At 71.4% G+C, this 23,366-nt stretch carries 15 protein-coding genes; 7 read left to right on the forward strand and 8 right to left on the reverse strand.

The genetic code is table 11. From position 1 onward, the window contains the following. Positions 1-28: 28 nt before the first annotated feature. From OO67_RS25045 to OO67_RS25060, 4 genes are all read right to left on the reverse strand, one after another. The gene (locus tag OO67_RS25045) at positions 29-1,576 is read right to left on the reverse strand and encodes an aldehyde dehydrogenase family protein (protein ID WP_051709833.1); all 1,548 of its coding nucleotides are present in this window, start codon (positions 1,574-1,576) and stop codon (positions 29-31) included. 230 nt (positions 1,577-1,806) lie between these two features. Continuing rightward, on the reverse strand, positions 1,807-2,253 hold the full coding sequence (locus tag OO67_RS25050) for an SEL1-like repeat protein (RefSeq protein ID WP_033303657.1): 447 nt from the start codon (positions 2,251-2,253) through the stop codon (positions 1,807-1,809). A 165-nt stretch (positions 2,254-2,418) separates the two neighbouring features. Further along, on the reverse strand, positions 2,419-4,686 hold the full coding sequence (yicI, locus tag OO67_RS25055) for an alpha-xylosidase (RefSeq protein WP_033303658.1): 2,268 nt from the start codon (positions 4,684-4,686) through the stop codon (positions 2,419-2,421). Then, positions 4,683-7,625 (reverse strand): glycoside hydrolase family 3 C-terminal domain-containing protein, encoded by a 2,943-nt coding sequence (locus OO67_RS25060; RefSeq protein WP_033303659.1) that lies wholly within the window; start codon positions 7,623-7,625, stop codon positions 4,683-4,685. The genes yicI and OO67_RS25060 overlap by 4 nt, the downstream gene beginning before the upstream one ends. A 412-nt stretch (positions 7,626-8,037) precedes the next feature. On the opposite strand from OO67_RS25060, the gene OO67_RS25065 reads away from it, so the two are divergent. From OO67_RS25065 to OO67_RS25095, 7 genes are read left to right on the forward strand one after another with little or no spacing between them, the layout of a single operon-like run. Beyond that, complete coding sequence (locus OO67_RS25065; RefSeq protein WP_033303660.1) at positions 8,038-9,711, forward strand: extracellular solute-binding protein; 1,674 nt, start codon at positions 8,038-8,040, stop codon at positions 9,709-9,711. A 1-nt stretch (position 9,712) separates the two neighbouring features. Next, a complete protein-coding gene (locus tag OO67_RS25070; RefSeq protein ID WP_033303661.1) occupies positions 9,713-10,738 on the forward strand; it encodes an ABC transporter permease in 1,026 nt (341 codons plus the stop codon). A gap of 17 nt (positions 10,739-10,755) precedes the next feature. Further along, a complete protein-coding gene (locus tag OO67_RS25075) occupies positions 10,756-11,679 on the forward strand; it encodes a carbohydrate ABC transporter permease (protein WP_063746171.1) in 924 nt (307 codons plus the stop codon). A gap of 55 nt (positions 11,680-11,734) precedes the next feature. Next, positions 11,735-13,969, forward strand: coding sequence for a sialidase family protein (locus OO67_RS25080; protein ID WP_033303664.1), 2,235 nt, complete (start codon positions 11,735-11,737; stop codon positions 13,967-13,969). Positions 13,970-13,984: 15 nt separating this feature from the next. Then, positions 13,985-15,961 carry a beta-galactosidase gene (locus tag OO67_RS25085; RefSeq protein ID WP_033303665.1) on the forward strand — a complete coding sequence of 659 codons (1,977 nt, stop codon included), beginning with the start codon at positions 13,985-13,987 and terminating at the stop codon, positions 15,959-15,961. Beyond that, positions 15,958-18,177, forward strand: a complete 2,220-nt coding sequence (locus OO67_RS25090; protein WP_033303667.1) for a glycosyl hydrolase family 95 catalytic domain-containing protein — start codon at positions 15,958-15,960, stop codon at positions 18,175-18,177. The genes OO67_RS25085 and OO67_RS25090 overlap by 4 nt, the downstream gene beginning before the upstream one ends. A 33-nt stretch (positions 18,178-18,210) precedes the next feature. Further along, positions 18,211-18,918, forward strand: a complete 708-nt coding sequence (locus tag OO67_RS25095; protein ID WP_033303669.1) for a GH12 family glycosyl hydrolase domain-containing protein — start codon at positions 18,211-18,213, stop codon at positions 18,916-18,918. A 54-nt stretch (positions 18,919-18,972) separates the two neighbouring features. On the opposite strand, the gene OO67_RS25100 is transcribed toward OO67_RS25095, so the two are convergent. The 4 genes from OO67_RS25100 to OO67_RS25115 all read right to left on the reverse strand — a co-directional run bounded on the left by OO67_RS25100 (position 18,973) and on the right by OO67_RS25115 (position 23,345). Beyond that, positions 18,973-20,754 carry an HEXXH motif domain-containing protein gene (locus OO67_RS25100; RefSeq protein ID WP_033303671.1) on the reverse strand — a complete coding sequence of 594 codons (1,782 nt, stop codon included), beginning with the start codon at positions 20,752-20,754 and terminating at the stop codon, positions 18,973-18,975. A 49-nt stretch (positions 20,755-20,803) separates the two neighbouring features. Then, positions 20,804-20,992 (reverse strand): hypothetical protein, encoded by a 189-nt coding sequence (locus OO67_RS25105; RefSeq protein WP_051709836.1) that lies wholly within the window; start codon positions 20,990-20,992, stop codon positions 20,804-20,806. A 101-nt stretch (positions 20,993-21,093) separates the two neighbouring features. Continuing rightward, positions 21,094-22,179, reverse strand: a complete 1,086-nt coding sequence (locus tag OO67_RS25110; protein WP_033303675.1) for an effector-associated domain 2-containing protein — start codon at positions 22,177-22,179, stop codon at positions 21,094-21,096. Continuing rightward, on the reverse strand, positions 22,176-23,345 hold the full coding sequence (locus OO67_RS25115) for a serine/threonine-protein kinase (protein ID WP_033303677.1): 1,170 nt from the start codon (positions 23,343-23,345) through the stop codon (positions 22,176-22,178). Before OO67_RS25115 ends, OO67_RS25110 begins: the two co-directional genes overlap by 4 nt. Positions 23,346-23,366 lie beyond the last annotated feature (21 nt).

Raw genomic sequence — 23,366 nt, forward strand, 5'->3', positions numbered from 1 at the left:
ACCGGCGGACGGGCAGGGCCGTTCGGACTCAGCCGGCGAACCAGCGCTGCGGGCGCGGGTTGAGGTTCTGGTAGATGTGCTTGGACTCGCGGTACTCGGCGAGCCCGGTGGGGCCGAGTTCGCGTCCGGTGCCGGACTTGCCGAAGCCGCCCCACTCGGCCTGCGGGAGGTAGGGGTGGTAGTCGTTGATCCAGACGGTTCCGTGGCGCAGCCGGCCGGCGACGCGCCGGGCGCGGCCGGCGTCGGTGGTCCAGACGGCGCCCGCGAGACCGTACTCCGTGTCGTTGGCCAGGGTGACGGCCTCTTCCTCGGTACGGAAGGTTTCGACGGTGAGGATCGGTCCGAAGGTCTCCTCCCGGACCACCTTCATCTCCCGGTTGCAGCCGTCCAGGACGGTGGGCCGGTAGAAGTAGCCGCCGGCGGGCCGGACGCCGGAAGGCTCGGGGCGGGCACCGCCGGAGCGGACGACCGCGCCCTCCTCGCGGGCCGACGCCACGTACGCCTCGACCTTGGCGAGCTGCTGGGCGGAGACGAGCGGGCCGCATTCGACACCCTCGACGGTGCCGCGGCCGAGCCGGATCGCATCGGCGCGGCGGGCGAGTTCGGTGACGAAACGGTCGCGGACGGACTCCTCGATGATGAGGCGGGCTCCGGCGGAGCAGACCTGGCCGCTGTGGAAGAACGCGGCGTTCAGTGCCTGGTCGACGGTGGTGTCGAAGGCTTCGTCGGTGGCGCACGCGTCGGCGAAGACGACGTTGGGGTTCTTGCCGCCGAGCTCCAGGGCGACCTTCTTGACCGTGGGCGCTGCGGCCTGGGCGACCTTGGTGCCGCTGGCGAGGCCGCCGGTGAACGAGACCAGGTCGACGTCCGGGTGTTCGGAGAGCCGTGCGCCCACGGGGTCGCCCGCACCGGTGACGAGGTTGGCGGCGCCGTCGGGCAGTCCGGCCTCGGCGAGCAGCCGTATCAGGTGGACGGTGGAGAGCGGGGTGACCTCGCTGGGCTTGAGCACGAAGGTGTTGCCCGCGGCGAGGGCCGGGGCGATCTTCCAGCTGGCCTGGAGCAGCGGGTAGTTCCACGGTGCGATGAGGGCGCAGACGCCGACCGGCTCGTGCACGACGACACTGTGGACGTCGGGGTCGCCCGCGTCGACGACCCGGCCGCCGCTCTCGTTCATGACCAGGTCCGCGAAGTAGCGGAAGGCGTTGGTGACGTCGTCGACGTCGACGCGGCCCTCCTCCAGGGTCTTTCCGGTGTCGCGGCTCTCGGTGATCGCGATCTCCTCGCGGTCCCGCTGGAGGAGCGCGGCGACCCGGCGCAGCAGTTCGGCGCGTTCGGCGACGGGCTTGTGCGGCCAGGGGCCGTCGTCGAAGGCACGGCGTGCGGCGGCCACGGCGGCGTCGGTGTCCTCGGTGCCGCCCTCGGCGACGAGGGCCAGGACGGTGGCGTCGGCGGGGTCGAGGATCTCCCGCGTGGCTCCGGAGACGGCGGGGAGCCATGTGCCGTCGATGTGGACGGTATCGAGCGCCGCCGTGGCGGGGGCCTCCGCGTGGGGAGCCGACGTAGGGGTAGCCGACATGTGGGGGTCTGCCTTCCGTGCCTGGGCTGCACCGCACCGGAGGGGCGCGGAGCACTGTTCCGTACCGGCGGACCACGGGTTCGGCACACCGGCAGCCTGGACACCTCTCCGACCCGACGGAATGTATGCCGAACGCCTCACTGCCAGTGACATGTCTCACTACGTGAAGGGCCTGGAGCGAGGAACGAGCGGAGCAGCGGGCGGGATCACCACTCAGGACACCCGGGCCGCTACAGGGGGTTACTGCCGTCCATGTTGAGTGCGTGTCCGGGGCGGAAGAACCGCTTGGCGGAGAAGTGCCCGCGCTCGGCAGCCATCCGGAACCACGGCTCCGACGCCTGGAGGCCGTCGCGATGCTCGACCAGGCGCCCCATCTCCCACATGGACTCGACGTCACCGACGTCGACACCCCTGCGCAGGAGACGTTCCGCCTCGTCGTAGTCGTCGCGGAGCTTCGCCACCATCGCCAGGCTCCGCAGGGCGCGCGCATCACCGGCCGCCGCTGCGGCCGACAGGAGCTCGGGAGTTCCGTACTTCCTGCGGTGCAGGGTCCGGCGTATGAGCAGCAGGATGCCCAACGCCCATACGAACCAGCTCAGTTCGGTGATCACTCCGCGATCGGATGCCACTCCGACGATGCTCAGCACCGCAGCCGCGAACAGCAGGAAGCCAGCCATACCGATCCCCCTCCGTGCCGGTAGGGGCAGAGTAGAGGACCGGGGGACCGCCTGCCCGAGGATTCGGACACGCGTGCAGGGGACACCCTGCGGGGCGCGCACGGAACAGCCCGCCGTGCACCCCCGGGCGGGGTGGACTGCGGGCTGCCGGACGGCGTGCGGGGCTCAGGCGACCGTGACCGTCCCCGCCCCCTCCCCCGCCGCGCCGGTGTCCTCCACGCTCACCCGGTACGGCCGGGCGGAGCCCTCGGCCGTGACCCGCACGCCGGAGCCCTCCCGGGTGATGCGGAACGTCGCCGCGACGGCCCCGGTCACATCCGGGACGGTGACGATCCGCTCGCCCGCGTGGGCGCCGAAGACGCGCAGGGTGAGGCCGTCCAGCCAGTCACCGTCCGGGCGCTGGTCGTCTTCGCCCCACGGCAGCACGGCGCCGTCCCTGACCAGCAGCGGCAGGCTGTCGAAGCCGTGCGTCTCGTGCCGCCAGGCGGGGCCGGTGACGCGCTCGCCGGTGAGCAGTGAGGTCCAGGTGCCCTCGGGGACGTAGTACTCGACCTCGCCGTCCTCGGTGAAGACCGGCGCGACCAGCAGGTCCGGGCCGAGCATGTACTGCCGGTCCAGGGTGCGGGAGGCGGGGTCGCCGGGGAACTCCGCCAGCATGGGCCGCATCATCGGGATGCCCGTACGGTGCGCCTCGGTGGCCACTCCGTAGAGGTAGGGCATGAGCCGGTGCTTGAGCAGGGTGAACTTCCGTGCCACGTCGACGGCTTCCTCGCCGAACTCCCACGGCACCCGGTAGGAGACGTTGCCGTGGAGCCGGCTGTGCGAGGACAGCAGGCCGAAGGCCAGCCAGCGCTTGAAGACCGCCGGGTCGGGGGTGCCCTCGAAGCCGCCGATGTCGTGGCTCCAGAAGCCGAAACCGGACAGGCTCAGCGACAGCCCGCCGCGCAGGGACTCGGCCATGGCGGTGAAGGAGGCGAAGCAGTCACCGCCCCAGTGCACCGGGTACTGCTGTCCGCCCGCCGTCGCCGACCGGGCGAAGAGCACCGCCTCTCCCGCCCCGCGCTCCTTCTCCAGGAGTTCGAAGACGGTGCGGTTGTAGATCTGCGCGTAGTAGTTGTGCATGCGCTCCGGGTCGGAGCCGTCGTGCCAGACGACGTCCGTGGGGATGCGCTCGCCGAAGTCCGTCTTGAAGCAGTCGACGCCCTGGTCGAGCAGGAGACGCAGCTTGTCGTCGTACCAGGCGCGGGCGGCCGGGTTGGTGAAGTCGACGAGCGCCATCCCCGGCTGCCACAGGTCCCACTGCCAGATGTCACCGTTGGGACGTCGCACCAGGTAGCCGTGTTCGGCGCCCTCCGCGAACAGGGCCGACTTCTGCGCGATGTAGGGGTTGATCCACATGCTGATGCGCAGTCCGCGCTCCTTGAGGCGGGCCAGCATCCCCTCCGGGTCGGGGAAGACCTCGGGGTCCCAGAGGAAGTCCGACCACTGGTACTCGCGCATCCAGAAGCAGTCGAAGTGGAAGACGCTGAGCGGGATTCCGCGCTCCGCCATGCCGTCGACGAAGGAGGTGACGGTCTCCTCGTCGTAGGACGTGCAGAAGGACGTGGTCAGCCAGAGGCCGAACGACCAGGCCGGCGGCAGCGCGGGTCTGCCGGTCAGGGCCGTGTAACGGGACAGGACGTCCTTCGGCGTCGGGCCTGCGACGACGTAGTACTCCAGCGACTGGTCCTCGACGCTGAACTGCACCTGGCCCACCGACTCCGATCCGACCTCGAAGGAGACCTTGCCGGGGTGGTTGACGAAGACGCCGTAGCCGCGCGAGGACAGGTAGAACGGGATGTTCTTGTAGGCCAGTTCACTGCTGGTGCCGCCGTCGGCCTGCCAGATGTCGACGGTCTGCCCGTTCTTGACGAACGGGGTGAAGCGCTCACCGAGCCCGTAGACGTTCTCGCCGACGTCCAGGCCCAGTTGGGAGATCATGTGGTGCGTGCCGTCGGGCGCGGTCGCGAACGCCGTGCCCTTCGGGTCCACCCCGGTGAGGCGCCTGCCCTCGGCATCGAGGAAGCTGATGCCCCAGGGCCCGTCGCCGTCCATACGCAACGTCAGTGGTCCACTGGTGAGTTCCGTGGCCGTACCGTCCCGGCGGGTGCGGGCCGCGGGTGCCGTGGTGTCGTCCGGCAGGAGCGTGAAGTCCGGCCCCCGCCGGGCCTTGCCCGCGTGATGGGTGGTGCGTACGCCGATGACGCCCTCGGCAGGGGAGAAGCACTCCACCGTGATCAGCGGGGTGTTGAGCGTGTCGCCGCGCGCCGCGACACGCTTCACCGCGGCGTAGGCGGTGAACCGGTCGGCATCGACGCGCAGGTCACGGATCTCGGTCGCGTACGAGGCTCGGACGCCCTCGCGCATGAGCCAGAAGCCGTCGGTGAACTTCATGCGGTCTCCTTCTTGGCGGGAACGACGTCCACACGGGCGAGGCGCACGGCCCCCTTGAGGCCGATACCCAGGTCGTGCACCCCCCGGAGGTCCAGCGCGGCCTCGAAGGTGCGGTAGGCGTACGGTCCGCCGGTCTCCGGGATCTGGAGCGCCAGGCTGTGGCCGCCCACGCTCACGGCGATGCTTCCCTCCCCCGAGGCCAGGAACGTCAGTCCGGACACACCCTCACCGAAGTCGCACGCCCTGTAGACGAGACTCCCCTCCCTGTCGGTGGACGCGGGCGCCACGGCGTCACCCTCCGTCTTCGTACGGTCGAGGATCTCCGTGTCCTTCTGCCGGTCGTAGTCGACGGCCTCCAGACCGTGTGCCGCCATCGGGCGGGGGCCCTGTGCCTCCCCGTCGACGACCGCTGTCGCGGTGAGCCGTATGTCGGCGCTCGACGCGCCCGCGAGGATCTCGTACGCGCCCGGCTCGACGGCCCACCGGCCGTGCGCCACGCTCCAGTGCCCCAACTCCTCCACGGGTACGTCGAATTCGATGCGCTCCGCCGCACCGGGCGCGAGGTGCAGTCGGCGGTGGGCGACCAGCTTGCGCCGCGGCAGGTCCAGGGGATCGCCGAGGCCCGGGAGCCGGCGCCCCAGGCCCTCGGGGGCGGGTCCGTCCGTCTCCGCGGGTCCGGCCGCGCGGACATAGAGCTGCGCCACCTCGTCGGCGGCGAGTCCGCCGTCGTTGGTGACGGTCAGCGACACGCGCAGCCGCTCGCCGTCCACCTCCGTGCGCAGGGCCGAGTACGTGAAGTCGGCGTAACCGAGGCCGTGGCCGAACGGGAAGAGGGGCGTGCCGTCGAAGTAGAGGTACGTCTGCCGGGAGCCGATGACGTCGTAGTCGAGCAGGCCGGGCAGATCGTCGTCACTCGCGTACCAGGTCTGCGGGAGCCGGCCGGCCGGGGACACGTCGCCGGCGAGGACGCGGGCGAGCGCGGTGCCCGCGGCCTGGCCCCCGTGCGCCGTCCAGAGCAGGGCCGGCAGCCCGTCCGCCGCGTCGCCGACCGCGTAGGGGTAGGCGGAGGCCAGGACGAGGACCGTACGGGGGTTGGCGGCGTGCGCGGCGCGCCACAGCCGGTCCTGCTGGGCCGGGAGGGCGAGGGTCGTACGGTCCTCGGTCTCACGGCCGTTGATGTGGGGGTCGTTGCCCGCCACGACGACGACGGTGTCGGCGGCCGCGGCGACGCGGGCCACCGCGTCGGCGCCGTGCTCGACGGTCTCCCGTTCGAAGACCGTGGCGTCGTCCCGGGAAAGCTTCTCGCCCGCTTCGGCAACCTTCGCGCCGTCGGCGGCGACAGACACGTACCCACCGGTCCCGATGTGCAGAAGGCGGTGCCCGCCGTCGTGCCCCTCCACCGCTTCCAGGCGGAACGTCTCCTGGACGACCCAGCCGCCCGGCTCGTCCGCCGACGCCCTGACGTATCCGTCGTCGGCGACGGAGAGGTACAGCCCCTCGTCGGTACGCAGGGTGAGGACGCCGTCGCCCCAGTCGACGAGGGCCAGTTCGGTCGCCTCGTCGCCGCAGATCAGCGGGGGCAGGTCGGTGCGGCCGGCGAGGAGGGCCGGGTCGAGGGCGCCTTCCGCGCCGCGCGCCTCCCCTTCCGTCACCCCGTCGGCGGCGGGTACGTGGAGCCAGCCGTCGGAGCTCTTCAGCCTGATCCGGTCCACGCCCTCCGCGAAGAGGACGTTCTCGGCGCCGTACCGTTCGCGGATTCCGTCGAGCGGTGTCGAGCGGTGCATGAGCGTGCCGCTGTACCAGTCGAGCTTGCAGGCGTCCGCCAGCAGGCCGACCACCGCGACGGTCCGGCCCTGCTTCGGCTCCAGGGGCAGCAGGCCGTCGTTGCCGAGCAGGACCACTGCCTGCTCGGCGGCCTCCAGGGCGAGGGCCCGGTGCTCCTCGGTGTCCAGGTCGTCGACACGCGCGTACGGATCGAGCTCCGGGTCGAACTCCCCCAGCGCGAATCGCATGGCGAGCAGACGGCGGACCGCCGTGTCGATGTCGCTCTCGTCGATGAGCCCCTTCGCGAGCGCGTCGCGGATGCGTCCCGTCATGACCGTGGAGTCCGTGCCGTGGTCGGTGAAGCTGTCGACACCCGCCTTCAGGGAGGCCGCGGTGGCCTCCTCGTGGGTGTCGAAGTAGTGCTCGGAGTCGACCAGGTTCGAGGGGGCGCCCGCGTCGGAGCAGACGACCAGCGGCTGGTCGGTCCAGCGGCGCAGGTGCTGCCCCAGGAGCGGGGAGACGTGGTTCGGGCGGCCGTTGACCAGGTTGTAGGCGGGCATGACGCCGGCCACCGCCCCCGCCCGCACCGCGTCGCGGAAGGCCCGCAGGTCGTACTCGTGCAGGACGCGCGGGCGGACCGAGGAGGAGGCGGTGTCGCGGTCGGTCTCGTTGTTGTGCGCGAGCCAGTGCTTGAGCACGGGAGCGGTGCGCCAGTAGTGGGGGTCGTCCCCGCGCAGTCCCCGGGTGTACGCGACGGCGATGGCGGAGGTGAGGGCCGGGTCCTCGGAGTACCCCTCCTCGCCGCGGCCCCACAGCGGGTGGCGGAGCAGGTTCACGGTCGGTGCCCAGACGTTGAGCCCGACGCGGTCGTCCTGGGCGCGCTTGGCCCGCACCTCGTTGCCGACGGCCTCGCCGATCCGGCGGACCAGGTCGTCGTTCCAGGTGGCGCCGAGGCCGACGGCCTGCGGGAAGACGGTGGCAGGCCCCATCCAGGCGACCCCGTGCAGGGCCTCCTGTCCGGTACGGAACGGGCCGAGCCCCAGACGCTCCACCGCCGGGGCGAACTGGTGCAGCATCGCGATCCGCTCGTCGAGCGTGAGCCGTCCGAGCAGATCGTCGGTGCGCCGGGAGAAGGACAGCTGCGGGTCGCGGAAGGGAAGCGGATGGTCCGTCACGTGCGGGTCCCCTTGGAGAGGTGGGAGGTTTTCCGGTCTGCGGGCGCCGAGTCGTCCTTCGGCGCGAGGAGAAGATCTTTCGAAGCGCTTCGATGCTCTGCGGCCAACCCCGCAGGTGTCAAGGGCACGACCGCCCCAAAGAGGCTCTTCCGGGCACATCGGTGCGTCATCACGCCGGGAAACGGTTCGGAAACAGGTCGGAGGAATATCGAAACGAACTCTTGTGCGGCCGACACCCTTCACTTAACCTCGCTGCAACATCGAAGCGCTTCGACGAGGCAGCCCGTTGACCGCTTCAGCTCAGCCGGTGCAGTACCGACCGGCTCGGCCGGTAACGCCCCTACCTCAGACACAGGGCCGAGCGGCAGTCGCCGCCGCGGGCCGTCCTGTTGCACCACGAAGGGTTGACGCAATGACGCCGAACTCCCCCTCCGCTCCCAGCCGGAGACGATTCCTCGCCTCCTCCGTGGTTGTCGCGGCAGCCGTGGGCGGCGGGATGCCGCTCCTCGCCGCCTGTGGCGGCGGTTCCGGTGGCTCGAAGAACGAGGGAACCACCACGGGTCAGAAGCTGAAGGACATCCTTCCGGCCTATGTGCCCTCGAAGGCCGTCACCCCTGACATCCCCAGCAAGAACGGCTCCGCCGACGGTTTCACCACGGCTCTCCCCGCCGACAAGCTGGCGGTGTCGGTGCCGAAGAAGCTGGGCAAGGGCAGCGAGATCAGCATCATGGCGCCGCTCTGGGGCACCTCGCCCGGCGAGGGCAACGCCTACTGGACCGCGATGGACACGGCCGCCGGCGTCAAGGTGAAGTGGCAGAACCAGGACGGCAACGTCTACGGGCAGAAGCTCGGCGCGGTGCTCGCCTCCAGCGCCATCCCGGACGCCGTCGTCGTCCCGGGATGGGAGCTCCAGGGCAAGATCCCCAGCGCGATCGCGAACAAGTTCGCCGACCTCGGCCCCTACCTGTCGGGTGACAAGGTCAAGGCCTACCCCAACCTGGCGGCCATTCCCACCGGCGCCTGGCAGCGCGGCATCTTCGCCGGACAGCTGCGCGGGATTCCCATGCCCGCCGAGGCCACGCCCAACATCACCCCCTTCTACCGCGCCGACATCTTCGAGGAGAAGGGGTACGAGGTCCCGACCACCACGCAGGAGTTCTACGACCTCTGCAAGGAGATCAACGCGCCCAGGAGCAAGGTGTGGGCGTGCAGCGACATGACGTGGTCGGCGTTCGTCTTCTTCGGGGTGCTGCCGGAGAAGCCCTACTACTGGCAGCTGGTCGACGGCAAGCTGGTGAACCGCTACGAGACCCAGGAGTACCTCGAGGCGCTGGAGTGGTCGCGCTCGCTGTACTCGGCCGGCTTCGTGCACCCGGACGCCAAGGCGGAGACGGGCGACATGCGCACCACCTTCTCCTCGGGCAACGTCATGATGTACAACGCGGACATCTCGGACTGGTACGCGGCGACCGCCGTACAGCGGCTGGACAAGCCGGAGTTCCGGATGGGGGCGATGGACTTCTTCGCCCACGACGGCGGTGACCCCGTCATCTACGAGGCCTCCCCCTCCAACATCTGGTGCTTCGCCAGCAAGAAGGCCGACAAGAAGGTCATCGAGGACCTCCTCGCGCTGGCCAACTTCACCGCCGCTCCGTACGGGAGCAAGGAGCAGCGTCTGCGGGCGTACGGCCTGGAGGGCACCCACCACACCCTGAAGGACGGGGTGCTCGTCAAGAACGAGAAGGGCAACAACGAGGTCTTCGCCACCTACGAGTACATCGCGACCTCCAAGCCGTACCGCGCCTACCCGGACTACCCGGACGTCGCGAAGGGCGTCATCGAGTGGCAGCAGCGCCAGGGCGCGCACCTGAGGAAGCCGCTGTTCCACGGCATGCAGATCCAGGAGCCCACCCGGTACACCGAGCTCAACGCTCAGTTCGAGGCCCTGGAGAAGGACATCGTGCGCGGCCGCAAGAAGGTCGGCGACATGCAGCAGCAGGTCTCGGACTGGAAGACCAAGGGCGGCGACAAGCTTCGCGACTGGTACAAGAAGCTGCTCGACGAGACCGGTGAGTCGGCTTCCTGACATGTCTCTGAGCACAGATGACCGGCGCGCGCAGGGCTCCCCTGCGTCGCCGCCGGCCGAGAAGGAGGGGGCGGCCCGCGGGCCGGCCCCGGTCGGTGCGAAGGTGCCCCTGCGGCACCGGCTGCGCCGTGACCGGACGCTGTTGCTGATGACCCTGCCGGCGATGCTGCTGCTGCTGGTCTTCGCCTACGTCCCCCTGGTGGGCAACGTGGTCGCCTTCCAGGACTACGACCCCTATATCGCGGACAACGCCTTCCAGGCGATTCTGCAGAGCCCCTGGGTCGGCCTCGAGTGGTTCCAGCAGATGGTGAACGACCGGCTGTTCTGGTCGGCGCTGGGCAATACGCTCACGATCTTCCTGTTGCAGCTGACGCTGTTCTTCCCGGTGCCGATCCTGCTCGCGCTGTTCATCAATAGTTTCGTGCGGCCCCGGGTCCGGGCGGTGGCGCAGGCGATCCTCTACCTGCCGCACTTCTTCTCCTGGGTCCTGGTCATCACGGTCTTCCAGCAGATGTTCGGCGGCGCGGGGCTCATCGCGCAGACGCTGCGGGAGAACGGCTACGAGGGCTTCGACCTCATGACGAACCCCGGTCTGTTCAAGTTCCTGATCACCTTCGAGATGATCTGGAAGGACGCCGGCTGGGGTGTCATCGTCTTCCTCGCCGCCCTGGCCTCGGTCAGCCCGGAGCTCTACGAGGCGAGCGCGATGGACGGTGCGAACCGCTGGCGCCGCATGTGGCACGTCACACTGCCCGCCCTCCGCCCGGTCGTGGCCCTGCTGCTGGTCCTCCAGGTGGGCAACGCGCTCACCGTGGGCTTCGAGCAGATCCTGCTCCAGCGCACGGCCGTCGGGCCGGGTGCCTCCGAGGTCCTCGATACCTACGTGTGGAACGTGGGCATCACCAACGGCGGCTTCAGCTATGCGGCGGCCGTCGGGATCGTCAAGGGAATCTTCGGTCTGCTGCTGGTCCTCGGGGCCAACAAGGTCGCCCATCTCATGGGTGAGCAGGGGGTGTACAAGAAGTGAGCGGCCTGCTCTACCGAATGACCGGCGTGGCCGGGATCAAGCCCGGCACGCGTGGCCGGCTGCGGCCGGTGTGGGAGGAGGATCCCACGAAGGCGGGGCTCGCCTCCAAGGGTGTGGTCCTGGTCCTGGCCTGTCTGGCCGTGCTCTTCCCGCTCTGGGTCGTGGTCGTCACCAGCCTCTCCTCGGTGCGGACCATCACCGACGCGGGCGGACTGGTGGTGATCCCGCGCGGCATCACGTTCGTCGCCTACCAGGAACTCCTCGGCGGCGGCCAGGTCACCCGGGCCGCGGTGATCAGCATCTGCGTGACCGTGGTCGGGACGCTCTTCAGCATGGCCGTGTCGATCATGTGCGCCTACGGCCTGTCCCGGCCGGGATCCGTGCTCCACCGTCCGCTGCTGCTGTTCATGCTCGCCACGATGTTCTTCGGGGCGGGCCTGATCCCCACCTACCTGGTGGTCCAGGGGCTCGGCCTCACCGACTCCTACCTGGCGCTGATCCTCCCGAGCGCGCTGAACGTCTTCAACATCCTGGTCCTGCGTGCCTTCTTCATGAGTACGGCCCAGGAGCTGGTCGAGAGCGCCCGCATCGACGGGGCGGGCGACTTCCGCATCCTGTGGCAGATCATCATGCCGCTGTCCCGTGCGGTCATCGCGGTGATCACGCTCTTCTACGCGGTCGGTTACTGGAGTGCCTGGTTCAACGCGTCGATCTACATCAGCGACCCGGAGATGATGCCGCTCCAGAACGTGATGAACCAGCTGGTCCTCAAGCAGGAGCGTCCCACCGGCCTGACACAGGTCATCAACACGGGCCAGCTCTCACTGCTCGCCATCCAGATGGCGGTCATGGTGCTGGCGCTGATCCCGGTCGCGTTCCTCTCGCCCTTCGTCCAGAAGCACTTCAAGGAAGGCATGCTCACCGGCGCCGTCAAGGGCTGATCACCGCCTGCCGCACCACACTCACCCGTCACACCCCCACCGGAGGGTCTTCGTCATGCGCGCTTCGTCCGTCCCGCAGCCAGAACCCGCCCCGCGTCCCCGGCGCCGGACCGTCCTGGCCGGTGCGGCCGTGGTCGCGGCCTCGGCCTCCGTGCTGCCGGCCGCGGGCACGGCCTCGGCCGCCCGGCGGCCCGCGAAGACCCAGCCGCACCACTGGCGCACCGCGGCGATCGGCGGGACGGGCTTCGTGACGGGCATCCTGTTCCATCCGGCCGTGCGGGGTCTCGCCTACGCCCGCACGGACATCGGGGGCGCCTACCGCTGGGACGACCGCAGGTCCCGGTGGACGGCACTCACCGACCACATCGGCTGGGACGACTGGAATCTGCTGGGCGTCGAGGCGATGGCCGTCGACCCGGCTCACCCGGACCGGCTGTACCTGGCTCTCGGGACGTACGCACAGGCGTGGGCGTCCCCGGGTGCGGTGCTCCGGTCCGACGACCGCGGCACGACCTGGAAGCGTTCGGATCTCACCGTCCGTCTCGGCGCCAACGAGGACGGCCGGGGCTGCGGCGAACGGCTCCTGGTCGATCCGCGCGACAGCGGGACGCTCTGGCTCGGGACGCGCCACGACGGGCTGCTGCGCTCCACGGACCGCGGGGCCACCTGGGCCGCCGACACCTCGTTCCCCGCCGCGGCATCGGCGAGCGGCCAGGGCGTCACCCTCCTGGTGGCGGCCGGACGGACGGTGTACGCGGGCTGGGGGGACGGCGGCACGGCCCTCTACCGTACGAACACCTCGGGCGGCTGGGAGGCCGTCCCCGGACAGCCGTCCGGAGCGGCGACGAAGGTTCCGGTCCGTGCGGCGTACGACGCGGGCACGCGTGCGCTCTACGTGAGTTACGCCGACGGCCCGGGCCCCAACAACCAGGCCGACGGGTCGGTGCACCGCCTCGACACGGTGACGGGGGCCTGGACCGACGTGACACCGGTGGCCCCGGGGGCCGGGGACGCGTTCGGGTACGGCGGGGTGGCCGTGGACGCGGCCCGCCCGGGGACGGTCGTCGTCTCCACGAACAACCGCTGGGGCCCGGTGGACACCCTGTTCCGCTCCACCGACGGCGGGGCGACCTGGACCTCGCTCAAGGACACGGCGGTGCTCGACGTCTCGGAGACCCCGTATCTGAAGTGGGGTGGCGAGCCGAAGTTCGGCTGGTGGATCCAGGCCGTGGCCGTGGACCCGTACGACTCGCGGCACCTCTTGTACGGCACCGGCGCGACGATCTTCGGCACGCGCGACCTGGTGCACTGGGCCCCGGAGATCCGAGGTCTCGAGGAGTCGGCGGTGCGACAGCTGATCGCCCCTCCCTCCGGGGCCCGGCTGCTCAGCGGTCTCGGGGACATCGGGGTCATGCGCCACGACTCCCTGACCGCGTCCCCGTCGCGCGGCATGGCGTCGAACCCGGTGTTCGGCACGGCGACCGGACTCGCCCTTGCCACGCTGAAGCCGTCGTACGTCGTGCGGACGGGCTGGCCGTCGGGCTCCGACTCGGCAGGCGCCTGCTCCCACGACGGCGGGGCGAGCTGGCAGCCGTTCGCGTCCCAGCCGGCGATCGCCCCTACGGCCCCCGGTCCGGTGGCGGTCTCCGCCGACGGGGCGACGCTGCTGTGGTCGTTCATCCACTGGGACGGCACGAAGTACGCGGCTCACCGTTCCACGGACGGGGGCGCGACGTGGGCGGAGGTGACCACGTTCCCGAAGGGCGGCACACCGGTCTCCGACCCGCTCGATCCGAGGCGCTTCTACGTGTACGACACGGACACGGGGGCGGTCTTCCTCTCCACGGACAAGGGCGCGACCTTCACCGAGGGCGCGACGGGGCTCCCTTCGGGGGACGTCCAGTTCCGTATAGCCGCGGCTCCCGGGCGCTCCGGAGACCTGTGGCTCTCCGCCAAGGACAACGGTCTCCTGCGCTCGAAGGACGGTGGCCTCACGTTCACGCCGGTGGCCGGCTGCCAGGCCTCGCACGCCCTCGGCTTCGGCAAGGCCGCCCCACGGAAGGGACGGCCGGGCTACCCGGCGATCTTCCAGACCGGGCGGGTCACTGCGACGTACGACGGCGTGGCCGTGCTCCGCTCGGACGACGCGGGCGCGACCTGGGTCCGTATCAATGACGACGCCCACCGGTGGGGGTGGACCGGCGAGGCCATCACCGGCGACCCCCGTGTCCACGGCCGTGTCTATCTGGGCACCAACGGCCGCGGCATCCAGTACGCAGACCCCCAGTAGAGGAACGAGACGTCCATGCCGTCCCTGCACGACGCCACCCGTGGCCGCATCCTCTTCGGCGGCGACTACAACCCCGAGCAGTGGCCCGAGGAGGTGTGGGCCGACGACGTCCGGCTGATGAGGGCGGCCGGGGTCAACTCCGTGACCGTCGGCGTCTTCTCCTGGGCGACGATCGAACCACGCCCAGGGGCACGGGAGTTCGGCTGGCTGGACCGGCTACTGGACCTCGTGCACGCCAACGGCATCGGCGTCGTCCTCGCCACCCCGACGTCCTCACCGCCCCCGTGGATGGGGGCCCTGCACCCGGAGACACTGCCGCGCACGGAGGACGGCGCCGTCGTCAACTACGGCTCCCGGCAGCACTTCTGCCCGAGCTCACCGGTGTACCGACGCTATGCGGCGGCCCTCACGGAGGACCTCGCGGCACGGTACGCCGGCCATCCCGCGCTGACCGTGTGGCACATCAACAACGAGTACTGCACGCACTGCTGGTGCGACGAGACCGGCGCCCACTTCCGACGCTGGCTGGCCTCCCGGTACACCACCCTGGAGGCGCTGAACGAGGCCTGGGGCACGGCGTTCTGGAGCCAGCGCTACGACACCTGGGCGGAGATCCTGCCGCCGCGCAAGGCGCAGTACATACGGAATCCGGCGCAGGAGCTGGACTTCAAGCGGTTCACCTCCGACGCCCTGATGGAGTGTTACACCGCCGAGCGGGACATCGTGGCCCGGCACACCCCGCACATCCCGGTGACGACCAACTTCATGCCGCTGTGGTCGGGCCAGGACGCCTGGGCCTGGGCCGAGCAGGAGGACATCGTCTCCGTCGACGTCTACCCGGACCCGACGGACCCGCGGGGCGGACAGTACAACGCGATGCTCGCCGACATGACCCGCTCGCAGGCCCGCGGGCCGTGGATGGTGATGGAACAGGCGGCCGGGTCGGTCAACTGGCGTGGCGTCAACCATCCCAAGCCGGCCGGCCTCAACCGGCTCTGGTCGCTCCAGTCGGTGGCAAGGGGCGCGGACGCACTCTGCTACTTCCAGTGGCGGCAGTCCCGGCAGGGGGCGGAGAAGTTCCACTCCGGGATGCTGAGCCACGCAGGTGAGAGCGGACGCACGTTCGGGGAGGTCAAGCGCATCGGAGCCGAACTCGCGCTGATCGGCGCCGAGGTGAGCGGCACCGGGGTCCCGGCCGAGGTCGCCGTGCTGCACGACTGGGACGCCTGGTGGTCGAGCACCCAGGAGGGCAGGCCGTCCTCCCTCGTGTCGTACACGGAACTGGTACAGGCCTGGCACCGGGGGTTGTGGGACAGCGGGATCGGCATGGAGTTCGCCCGCCCGGAGGCGGAGCTGAGCGCGTACCGGATGGTGCTCGTTCCTCAGCTCCAGCTCCTCGGCGACGCGGCGATCGACAACCTCGTCGCGTACGTGCGAGGCGGCGGCACCCTCGTGTGCGGGTTCTTCACCGGAGTCGCGGACGTCGACGACCGGATCAGGCCGGGTGGCATGGACGGCAGGCTGCGTGAGCTGTTCGGTATCCGTACGGTGCACGAGTGGTGGCCGCTGGACGCGGACGCGACGGTGGAGTGCGACGGTTTCCGGGGCACGCTGTGGTCGGAGGAGCTGGAACCCGACGGCAGCGCGGAGACGGTGGCCGCCTACCGCGAGGGCGAGCTGGACGGCCTTCCCGCGGTGCTCCGCAAGGGCGGCGCGTGGTACGTCTCGACGCTGCCCGAGCCCGAGTCGCTGCGGGACCTGCTCGGCCGGGCGGCGGCCGGGGCCGGCGTACGCCCCGTGCTGGAGGGGCTGCCCTCCGGGGTCGAGGCGGTGCGGCGCGGCGAGCTGCTCTTCCTGCTGAACCACGGCCGGGCACCGGCCGGGGTGAAACTGCCGGGCCGGCACCTCGACCTGCTCACGGGGGCCGAGGCCGACGGCGGTGTGGAGCTGGACCGCTACGGCGTCGCCGTGCTCAGAGACGTCTCGGCATGATCGACGGCACGTGGGAGCCCTGTCCGGCCACCCGCTGGGAGGACGCGTTCCTCAGCGGGAACGGCCGTCACGGGGCGATGGTGTACGGCGACCCGGCCGACGACCAGGTGATCGTCAACCACCACTCCCTGGTGCGGCCCAACGGCAGCGAGGACCTGCGCCCGCCGGAACTCGCCGACCGGCTCCACCGCCTCCAGGACGCGCTCCTCTCCGGGGACACGACGGCCGCGGAGGACTTCGGCGCCGGCCGACCGCTGGTGTGGGTGCAGCCCTTCCACCCGGCGTTCCGGACGTGCGTGCGCCGCACACGGGGGCTGCACGAGGCGGTCGCCGGATACCGGCGCGAGGTCGACTTCGCGACGGGCGAGGTGACCGCGTCGTACGAGGCCTGGAACAGCGGCGTCTTCGTGTCGCGGGCCGACGACGTGATCGTGCAGCACGTCACGGACCCCGGACTGACCGCGGACATCGTCCTGGACCCCTCGCTGCCCGGTGCCCCCGCGCGGCTGGCGGTCGGCCGCTCCACGGTCCTGACCCCGGACGGCGCGCACCTGGCTCTGCGGGTGGGCTATCCGGGCAGCGGGCTCGGGTACACGGGTGTCACCGCGGCGCGGGTGGACGGCGGACGCGTCTCGGTGGCCGGCGAGGGCATCCGGATCGAGGGGGCGCGGAGCCTCACCCTGACGACCCGGGTCGTCAGGGGGGCCGACCGCCCGGACCTCGGGGAGCTGTGGGCCGCTCTGCCGCGCGAGGACTACGCCACGCTGCTGGAGCGCCACCGGCCGCCGCACCGGACCGCGTACGGGCGTGCCTCCTTCACGCTGCGGGACGCTGCACCGGAGCGGGAGCTGTCCGGCAGCGAACTGCTGCGTACGCCGGAGTCCCCCGCGCTCCTGGAGCGGCTCTTCGCGGCGGGCCGCTACCACCTGCTGTCCTCCTCGGGGGCGCTGCCGCCCCGGCTGACCGGTCTGTGGACCGGAGACTGGGACACCGCCTGGTCCGGCGCCTTCACCACCAACGCCAACCTCAACCTCCAGATCGCCTCCGCCGCCGCGGCCGCACTCCCGGAGGTCACCGAGGCCCATGCGGCCCTGGTCCACGGGCAGTTGTCAGACTGGCAGGACAACGCCCGGGCGCTCTTCGGGGCGCGGGGCATCGTCGCCCCGTCACACACGGACGGCGCTTCGGGTCACACCCGGCACTTCCAGCGCGCCTACCCGTTGCATCTGTGGACGGCCGGGGCGGACTGGCTGCTGCAGCCGCTCCTGGAACACGCCGAGGTCACGACGGGCACCCCGGACGCCGCTCTGACCGGCGCTCTCGTCGAAGCGGCGCTGTTCTACGAGGACTTCCTCAGCCGTGAGGACCCGGACGGCAACCTTGCGGTCGTGCCCTCGTACTCCCCCGAGAACCGGCCGGCCAACGCGAGCTGGGGGACGGTGAACGCGACGATGGACATCGCCGCGGCCCGCCACGCCCTGACGACGGCTGCCGGGCACGCCCCCGGGCACCCGTCCGCCGGACTCTGGCGGTCACTCGCGGCCCGGCTCCCGGCGTACCTGGTGAACGAGGACGGTGCGCTCGCCGAGTGGGCGTGGCCGGGCCTGCGGGAGACGTACGACCACCGCCACCTGAGCCACCTCTATCCGGTGTGGCCGCTGGACGCGATCAACCCGTACGACACCCCGGAACTGGCCGCGGCCGCGCACCGCGCCCTGGAGCTGCGCGGCTCGGAGAACGACTCCGCCCACGGGCATCTGCACCACGCCCTGATCGCCGCCCGGCTGCGGGACCCCTCCAGGGTGTCGGCGGCGCTGGACGCGGTGCTGGGCGGTGACTTCTTCCACGACTCGCTGATGAGCGCGCACTACCCGTCCCGGAACGTCTACAACGCGGACGCGGCCCACACCCTGCCCGCCGCCGTGATCGAGTCGCTCGTCCAGTCGGCACCCGGCCGCCTGGTTCTGCTGCCCGCCGTCCCGGCGGCGTACCGGGCCGGTGAACTCCGCGGTGTGCGCACGCGGTTCGGAGCACACCTCGACCTGAGATGGTCGGAGGAAGGTGCCACCGCCGTGCTGCGCCCCACCCGCGACGCCCGGGTCGATCTGCGTACGGGCGACGGGCTCACCCTCACCGAGACCTCCGCCGGAAACCCCGCGGCTCCGCTGGAGCTGACGGCCGGCGTGGACCGCGTCCTCACCCTGGGGGCGCGGTAGCAGTCCTCCATCCCCACATGGAAGGAACACCCCATGGCACGATCCACCCTGACCCGGCTGCTGCTGGCCCCGGCCGCAGCCGTGGCCGCGCTGATCGGCTTCGCGGCGGCCCCCGCCCACGCCGCGATCTGGACCTCGTCGGAGCAGTGGGGCAACTACACCACGTCCGACAACTACATCCTCTACAACAACATCTGGGGCTCCGGAGCGGGCACCCAGTCCATCTGGGCCAACTCGTCGAGCAACTGGGGCGTGACGGCGAACCACCCGAACACCGGTGGGATCAAGTCCTACCCGAACGCCAAGAAGATCGTCAACAAGCCGATCACGTCGCTCTCGTCGCTGACCAGCGGCTACAACGTGACCGTCCCGTCGTCAGGCGCGTACAACACCTCGTACGACATCTGGGACACGGACTACGACTACGAGGTGATGCTCTGGGTGAACCACAACGGTGCGGTCGGCCCGCTCGGCACCTCCCAGGGAACGGTCACCCTCGGCGGGCACACCTGGGCCGTCTACAAGGGTGACAACGGCGCCAACGAGGTCTTCTCCTTCCTGCGGACCTCGGACTCGTCCGCGGGCACCGTGAACATCCTGCCGATCCTGAAGTGGATCAAGGACACCAAGGGCTGGTGGGGCGACGAGACCATCGGTGACGTCCAGTTCGGCTACGAGATCACGTCCTCCGCCGGCGGGCTGAACTTCACGACCAACGGGTTCAACGTCTCGTCGAGCTGATCCCGGCGGACGCCGGGCCGGGGGGACGCGCCGGCCCGGCGTCCGTGCGCCGTGTCAGCGGGCCTCCCCGAGCGCCGCGGGGCCGCCCGCCAGCCAGTGGGCGGTCTGCGTCCAGCGGTCGGGTGAGGTCGTCCCCAGCAGCGCCGCGAACCGTTCGGGACGGGCCAGCAGCCGCCGGTCGCCCGGGTACAGAGCCGCGTGCGCCAGCAGCCAGCCGGCCAGTGCGTGCGGGTCGCGCGCACCGGTGCCGCGCAGTTGCGCGGTGTACGCCGCACGTGCCGCTTCCGTGTCCCCCGCGACCAGCAGTTCGTCGGCCGTCGGCGGCCGGCCCGACTCGAACCCGCCGAGCCGGTAGAGCCGGGCGCGGTCGTCCTGCCAGTGCCCACGCCCCGGATCCGGGGCGACGAGCGGCTCACCACCCGGCACGGGGGCGGACCCGGAGCGCAACGCCTTGACGAGGGTGTCCTTGTCGCCCTCGGAGCAGCGCAGGTTGCGCAGCCGCCACTCCACCCGGTGGCTGACCGCCGACGCTCGCGCCCTGGCCACGGTCCCGGCTGCCAGCGGCTCCCTCAGCCAGCCGTCGACGGTCTCGGAAAGCCGGGTCACGAGCCGCAGTCCGGGTTCGGTGAGCCGGGCACGGGTCGCCAGGGTGCGCAGGACCAGCCGGGTCTGGAGCCGACGCAGCGCGAAGAGGAACGGCGCGCGTCCGGCCGGGTCCGCCTCGGTGTCTCCGATCCGCTCCCGCCAGAAACCGGTGACGCCGACGAAGGCGTACGCACCGTGGAGGAGCCCGGGCAGATGGCGCGGATCGGCACGCCAGGGCGCGTAGTGACGCTCGGACCGGTCGTCGTCGAGGAGCGGGAAGAGGTGGAGCAGGGCGCCGAGCTTGCTGTGCTGGAACTCGTGGACCAGGGTCTCCGCGAGAGCGAGGCCGTCCGGGGGCCGGGCGATCACCATGGAGGCGAAGGCGTCGCCGGTGGAGGCGCTGAGCCCCTCGGCCGGTACGGGGAGCCCTGTGGCGCTGTCCCTGGCGTGCCAGGGCACGATGCGGCTGATCTCCCCGGGCCGCAGGCTGCCGGGACCGGTACCCCCTCGGCGCAGGATGGCCACGGCGTCGTCGAACAGCGACTGCCAGGCCCGTACTTCTCCGGGGGCGAGGCGGGCCGGGGCTATCGGCTCGTCCAGGTCGCGGTAGGGGTCGAGGTCGTCGAGCTGAACGGCGGGTGCGCCGGGACCGGTGTCGAGCCTGTGCACCGGCAGCCACTGCCCGGACTCCGGCTCGGTGAGCGGGCGTACGACGATGTCGGGCCCGCGCCCGGTGCGGACGGTGAGGGTTCCGTCGGCCACCACGACGGACACGGGGAGGTGGTCGTCCTCGTCCTGGCCGGGCAACCGGACCAGCCCCAGCGCGGGCAGGCTGACGGTCCCTCCCCGGGCGGGCAGGAGGAGTTCGGCGGCCGTCCCCGCGTGGACGGCCGCCGCCGCGGCCACGGCGGCGATCTGTCCGGCGTCGGCCCACAGCGGCGGCCCGGAGGCCGTCCCGTGCAGCCTCCGAAGTGTGTGGGCGAGCCAGCTGCCGACCTGAGGGGTCAGCAGCAGCGCCTCGACCGGCTCCGGGGCCCGGGCGGCGGCCGCCTCCAGCGTGGGCCAGACCGTCCGGGCGTCCAGAGGGCCGAGGATGCCGGGGTCCGCGTCGAGGAGGTCGAAGAGCTCGCGCAGGAGCAGGAGGCGGCGCGTGCGTTCACCCCGGACCAGGAACGCGACGGCTTCGGGCGAACCGCCGCCCGCGGCGATCTCGTCGAACAGCGGTCCTGACATGCGGATCGGTGCGAACACATCGCTCCCTGTCGTGGACGGATCCATCGCGGTGGCCTGTGGGGCCTCACTACTCGGCCCGCCCGGGCTCACCGTTTCCCATCGCGTTGGTGCGCGCGCGCCGCAGCTCGTCGAGCAGCCGCGCCGCCCCTCTCGGGGCGGGCAGACGCCTCAGGTCGGCAACGCCAACGGAGGTCAGGTCCATCAGGTCGGACTCGATGTGATCGGGTGTGTTGTCGGCGGGCACCGGCTGGTACAAGGCGCGCTCCCCCTTCGCGAGCGGTGGCACAGGATGCCACCGTTTACTCCATCATGACGACTGAGACCCCTTCCCGAAACCCGTGTGATCACGCCAGCCGATCACATTCCGGGCCGGGACTCCGCCATGAAGTCCTGTACCGAGGACTTGAGTTCGGAGCCTCGGTCGGCGTCGTCGTCGAGCAGTGTCACCGCGGCGTACAGCTTCCACAGCCCGTCCGGCCGCGCCCTGAGGGTGCGTACGATCCCGATCACATCCGTGCGCGGCATGGGGTGCCTCGGCATCCGTGCGACGACGGCGGAGGGGAGTTCGTTGACCAGGGTCTGCCGTTCGTCGCGGTCGTTCATCAGCGGATACGCCATCAGGGCCTCGATGAGCCGGCCCAGCGGCGGCACGGCGGGAGGCGGTGGGTCCGACTGCTCGACGTGCGCGTGTCCTGGCCGCTCCAGCCGGAAGTCGAAGGTCTGCCGGACGTGGCCGGCTGCCCTGAGCGCGTCCATCCGCGCCCGCACGGCCTCGAAGAGGGGCGGGGGGTCCGGTACCGGCTCGTCGGGGAGAACGCTCAGCACGATGTCCGAGAACACGCCGAGCCTGCGGTCCGGATCGTTGGCCGCCCGCTGCCCACGGCCTGCGGCGAACATCAGGATCTGCTCGTGCGCGGCGATCCGTCCCCCGGCGGGCAGACGCTCCGTGGGCGGCGGCTGCGGGAAGCGGTGCATCTCGTCGAAGGTGCGGCACGCGTCGACCATCCACATCTGCACGCCCAGGCCGGGAGTCACGTCGCTCCTGAGGCGGGCGAGTGCGGATTCGACATGGATGTTGCGCCGGTCGCTCAGGGTGGCGTCGGCCGTGTAGAGCCGGGTGTTGTCGTCCGTGTCCAGCACGCCGTGGCCGCCCCACCACACCCACAGCGCTTCCTCCCTCCGGTCAGGGAGGTCGGTGATGAAGGCGCGCCTCAGCGATTCGTGGTCGGCCGGGCGGAACGGGACGTCGGGAAGGCTGCCGGGCAGCGGTGCGAGGTGGAGCTGGATGTGGGTGTCGGGCACTCCACGGGCCAGCAGCCAGTCGCGGAAGCGGAGGGCGTCCCGGGCCGGGCCCGGCAGGTCCCAGCCCGGCCCGGCCACGTACTGCTCGATGCCGACGACGAGGGCGAAGACACGGTCCGGAGGGACGGGGCGGCGGGTCACGGCAGCCGCTCCCCGATCGCGCGGTAGACGGCGGGATCGGTCCAGTAGGCGCTGTGCGCCACGGGGAAGGGCTGCCGGCTGTCGGTGACGACGTCCTGGGCCCGGCCGGGGAAGAGCGGTTCGGCGGCGTACCCGAGGAGGTCGCGGCGATCGTAGAGATTCAGCCACGGCGGTACGTGGTCAGGCAGCGGGCCCGGGTGCGCGAGCATGGGCAGCGCGCCCGTCTCGTAAAGGAAGGGGCCCTGCGAGCCGACGGTTATGAGGAGCTCGGCTCCCGGCACCGGGGCGGTGATGAGGGTGTCGAGCGAGATGATGCCGCCGAGGCTGTGTCCGAGCAGCACGACGGGGGGCTCCAGCGTCGCCACCAGCTCCCGAAGGCCGTCTCTCATGTCCTCGCCCCTGGCAAGGTATTTGAGGATGTCGCCGGCGGCCGGGTGCGCGGCATCCGTGAGCGCGCGGCGGCGCCGTACGGCGTAGTGGGAGCCGAGGCGTACGAGCGGCCGTCCCGCCATCCGGAGCAGGGGGCCACGGCCGGTGCCCGCCGGGGCGCCACCCAGGCGTTCCGCCAGCGCGGCGACGGCCGCGTCCCTGCCGTCGCCCCCGATCTGCACGGGGCTGTCAGCCGCGATGTCCGCAGCGACGACCGTCGCGGTCAGGGCCCTGGCCAGCACCGCCGCAAGAGTTTCCGGGTCCAGGGCTTCGGCGGCGGGGCCGAGGAGGGGACTGCGCGCGAGCTCGGCCGCCGCCTCCCGAATCCTCGGGGCGAGCGGGCCCGCTGCTCCGGTCACGCCCCGGGCCGCGATGTCCAGGAGGACCGCCCTGGGGCGTTCGTCCGGGAAGGCCGCTCCGGGCGGCGTCGCGCGCCCGGCCACTCCGGCCGCCGCCGTCGCCAGCTCGGCCGAGGGATCGCGGTACAGCCGGGCCCACTCCTCCGCGTCGTCGCCCTCGACCGGGTCTCCGGCGCTTCTGCCGGTTCCGGCGCCAGGTGCGGCCGGGATGCTGGCACCGTCGGCGGCGAGCCTCGCCCCGTACGGCCCGCCCCAGTCGTACGCGACGAGGCGCGCGCCCGGAGCGGTCTCGGCCAGCCCCGACGTGATCCGCGCGACGAGCCCGCCCAGGTGCGGTTCACGCACACCTGTGCCGTGAGTGAAGACCACCGTGGTCATGCGTCCGCCCCCCGTTGCCTC

The organism is Streptomyces atroolivaceus (genome assembly GCF_000717025.1).
In the GTDB taxonomy this organism is placed as follows: domain Bacteria; phylum Actinomycetota; class Actinomycetes; order Streptomycetales; family Streptomycetaceae; genus Streptomyces; species Streptomyces atroolivaceus.

Excerpts from the sequence above, each read along its gene's own strand:
- OO67_RS25045 (WP_051709833.1), bottom strand. The coding sequence starts at position 1,576 with ATGTCGGCTACCCCTACGTCGGCTCCCCACGCGGAGGCCCCCGCCACG.
- OO67_RS25050 (WP_033303657.1), bottom strand. The coding sequence starts at position 2,253 with ATGGCTGGCTTCCTGCTGTTCGCGGCTGCGGTGCTGAGCATCGTCGGA.
- yicI (WP_033303658.1), bottom strand. The coding sequence starts at position 4,686 with ATGAAGTTCACCGACGGCTTCTGGCTCATGCGCGAGGGCGTCCGAGCC.
- OO67_RS25065 (WP_033303660.1), top strand. The coding sequence starts at position 8,038 with ATGACGCCGAACTCCCCCTCCGCTCCCAGCCGGAGACGATTCCTCGCC.
- OO67_RS25070 (WP_033303661.1), top strand. The coding sequence starts at position 9,713 with ATGTCTCTGAGCACAGATGACCGGCGCGCGCAGGGCTCCCCTGCGTCG.
- OO67_RS25075 (WP_063746171.1), top strand. The coding sequence starts at position 10,756 with ATGACCGGCGTGGCCGGGATCAAGCCCGGCACGCGTGGCCGGCTGCGG.
- OO67_RS25080 (WP_033303664.1), top strand. The coding sequence starts at position 11,735 with ATGCGCGCTTCGTCCGTCCCGCAGCCAGAACCCGCCCCGCGTCCCCGG.
- OO67_RS25085 (WP_033303665.1), top strand. The coding sequence starts at position 13,985 with ATGCCGTCCCTGCACGACGCCACCCGTGGCCGCATCCTCTTCGGCGGC.
- OO67_RS25090 (WP_033303667.1), top strand. The coding sequence starts at position 15,958 with ATGATCGACGGCACGTGGGAGCCCTGTCCGGCCACCCGCTGGGAGGAC.
- OO67_RS25095 (WP_033303669.1), top strand. The coding sequence starts at position 18,211 with ATGGCACGATCCACCCTGACCCGGCTGCTGCTGGCCCCGGCCGCAGCC.
- OO67_RS25115 (WP_033303677.1), bottom strand. The coding sequence starts at position 23,345 with ATGACCACGGTGGTCTTCACTCACGGCACAGGTGTGCGTGAACCGCAC.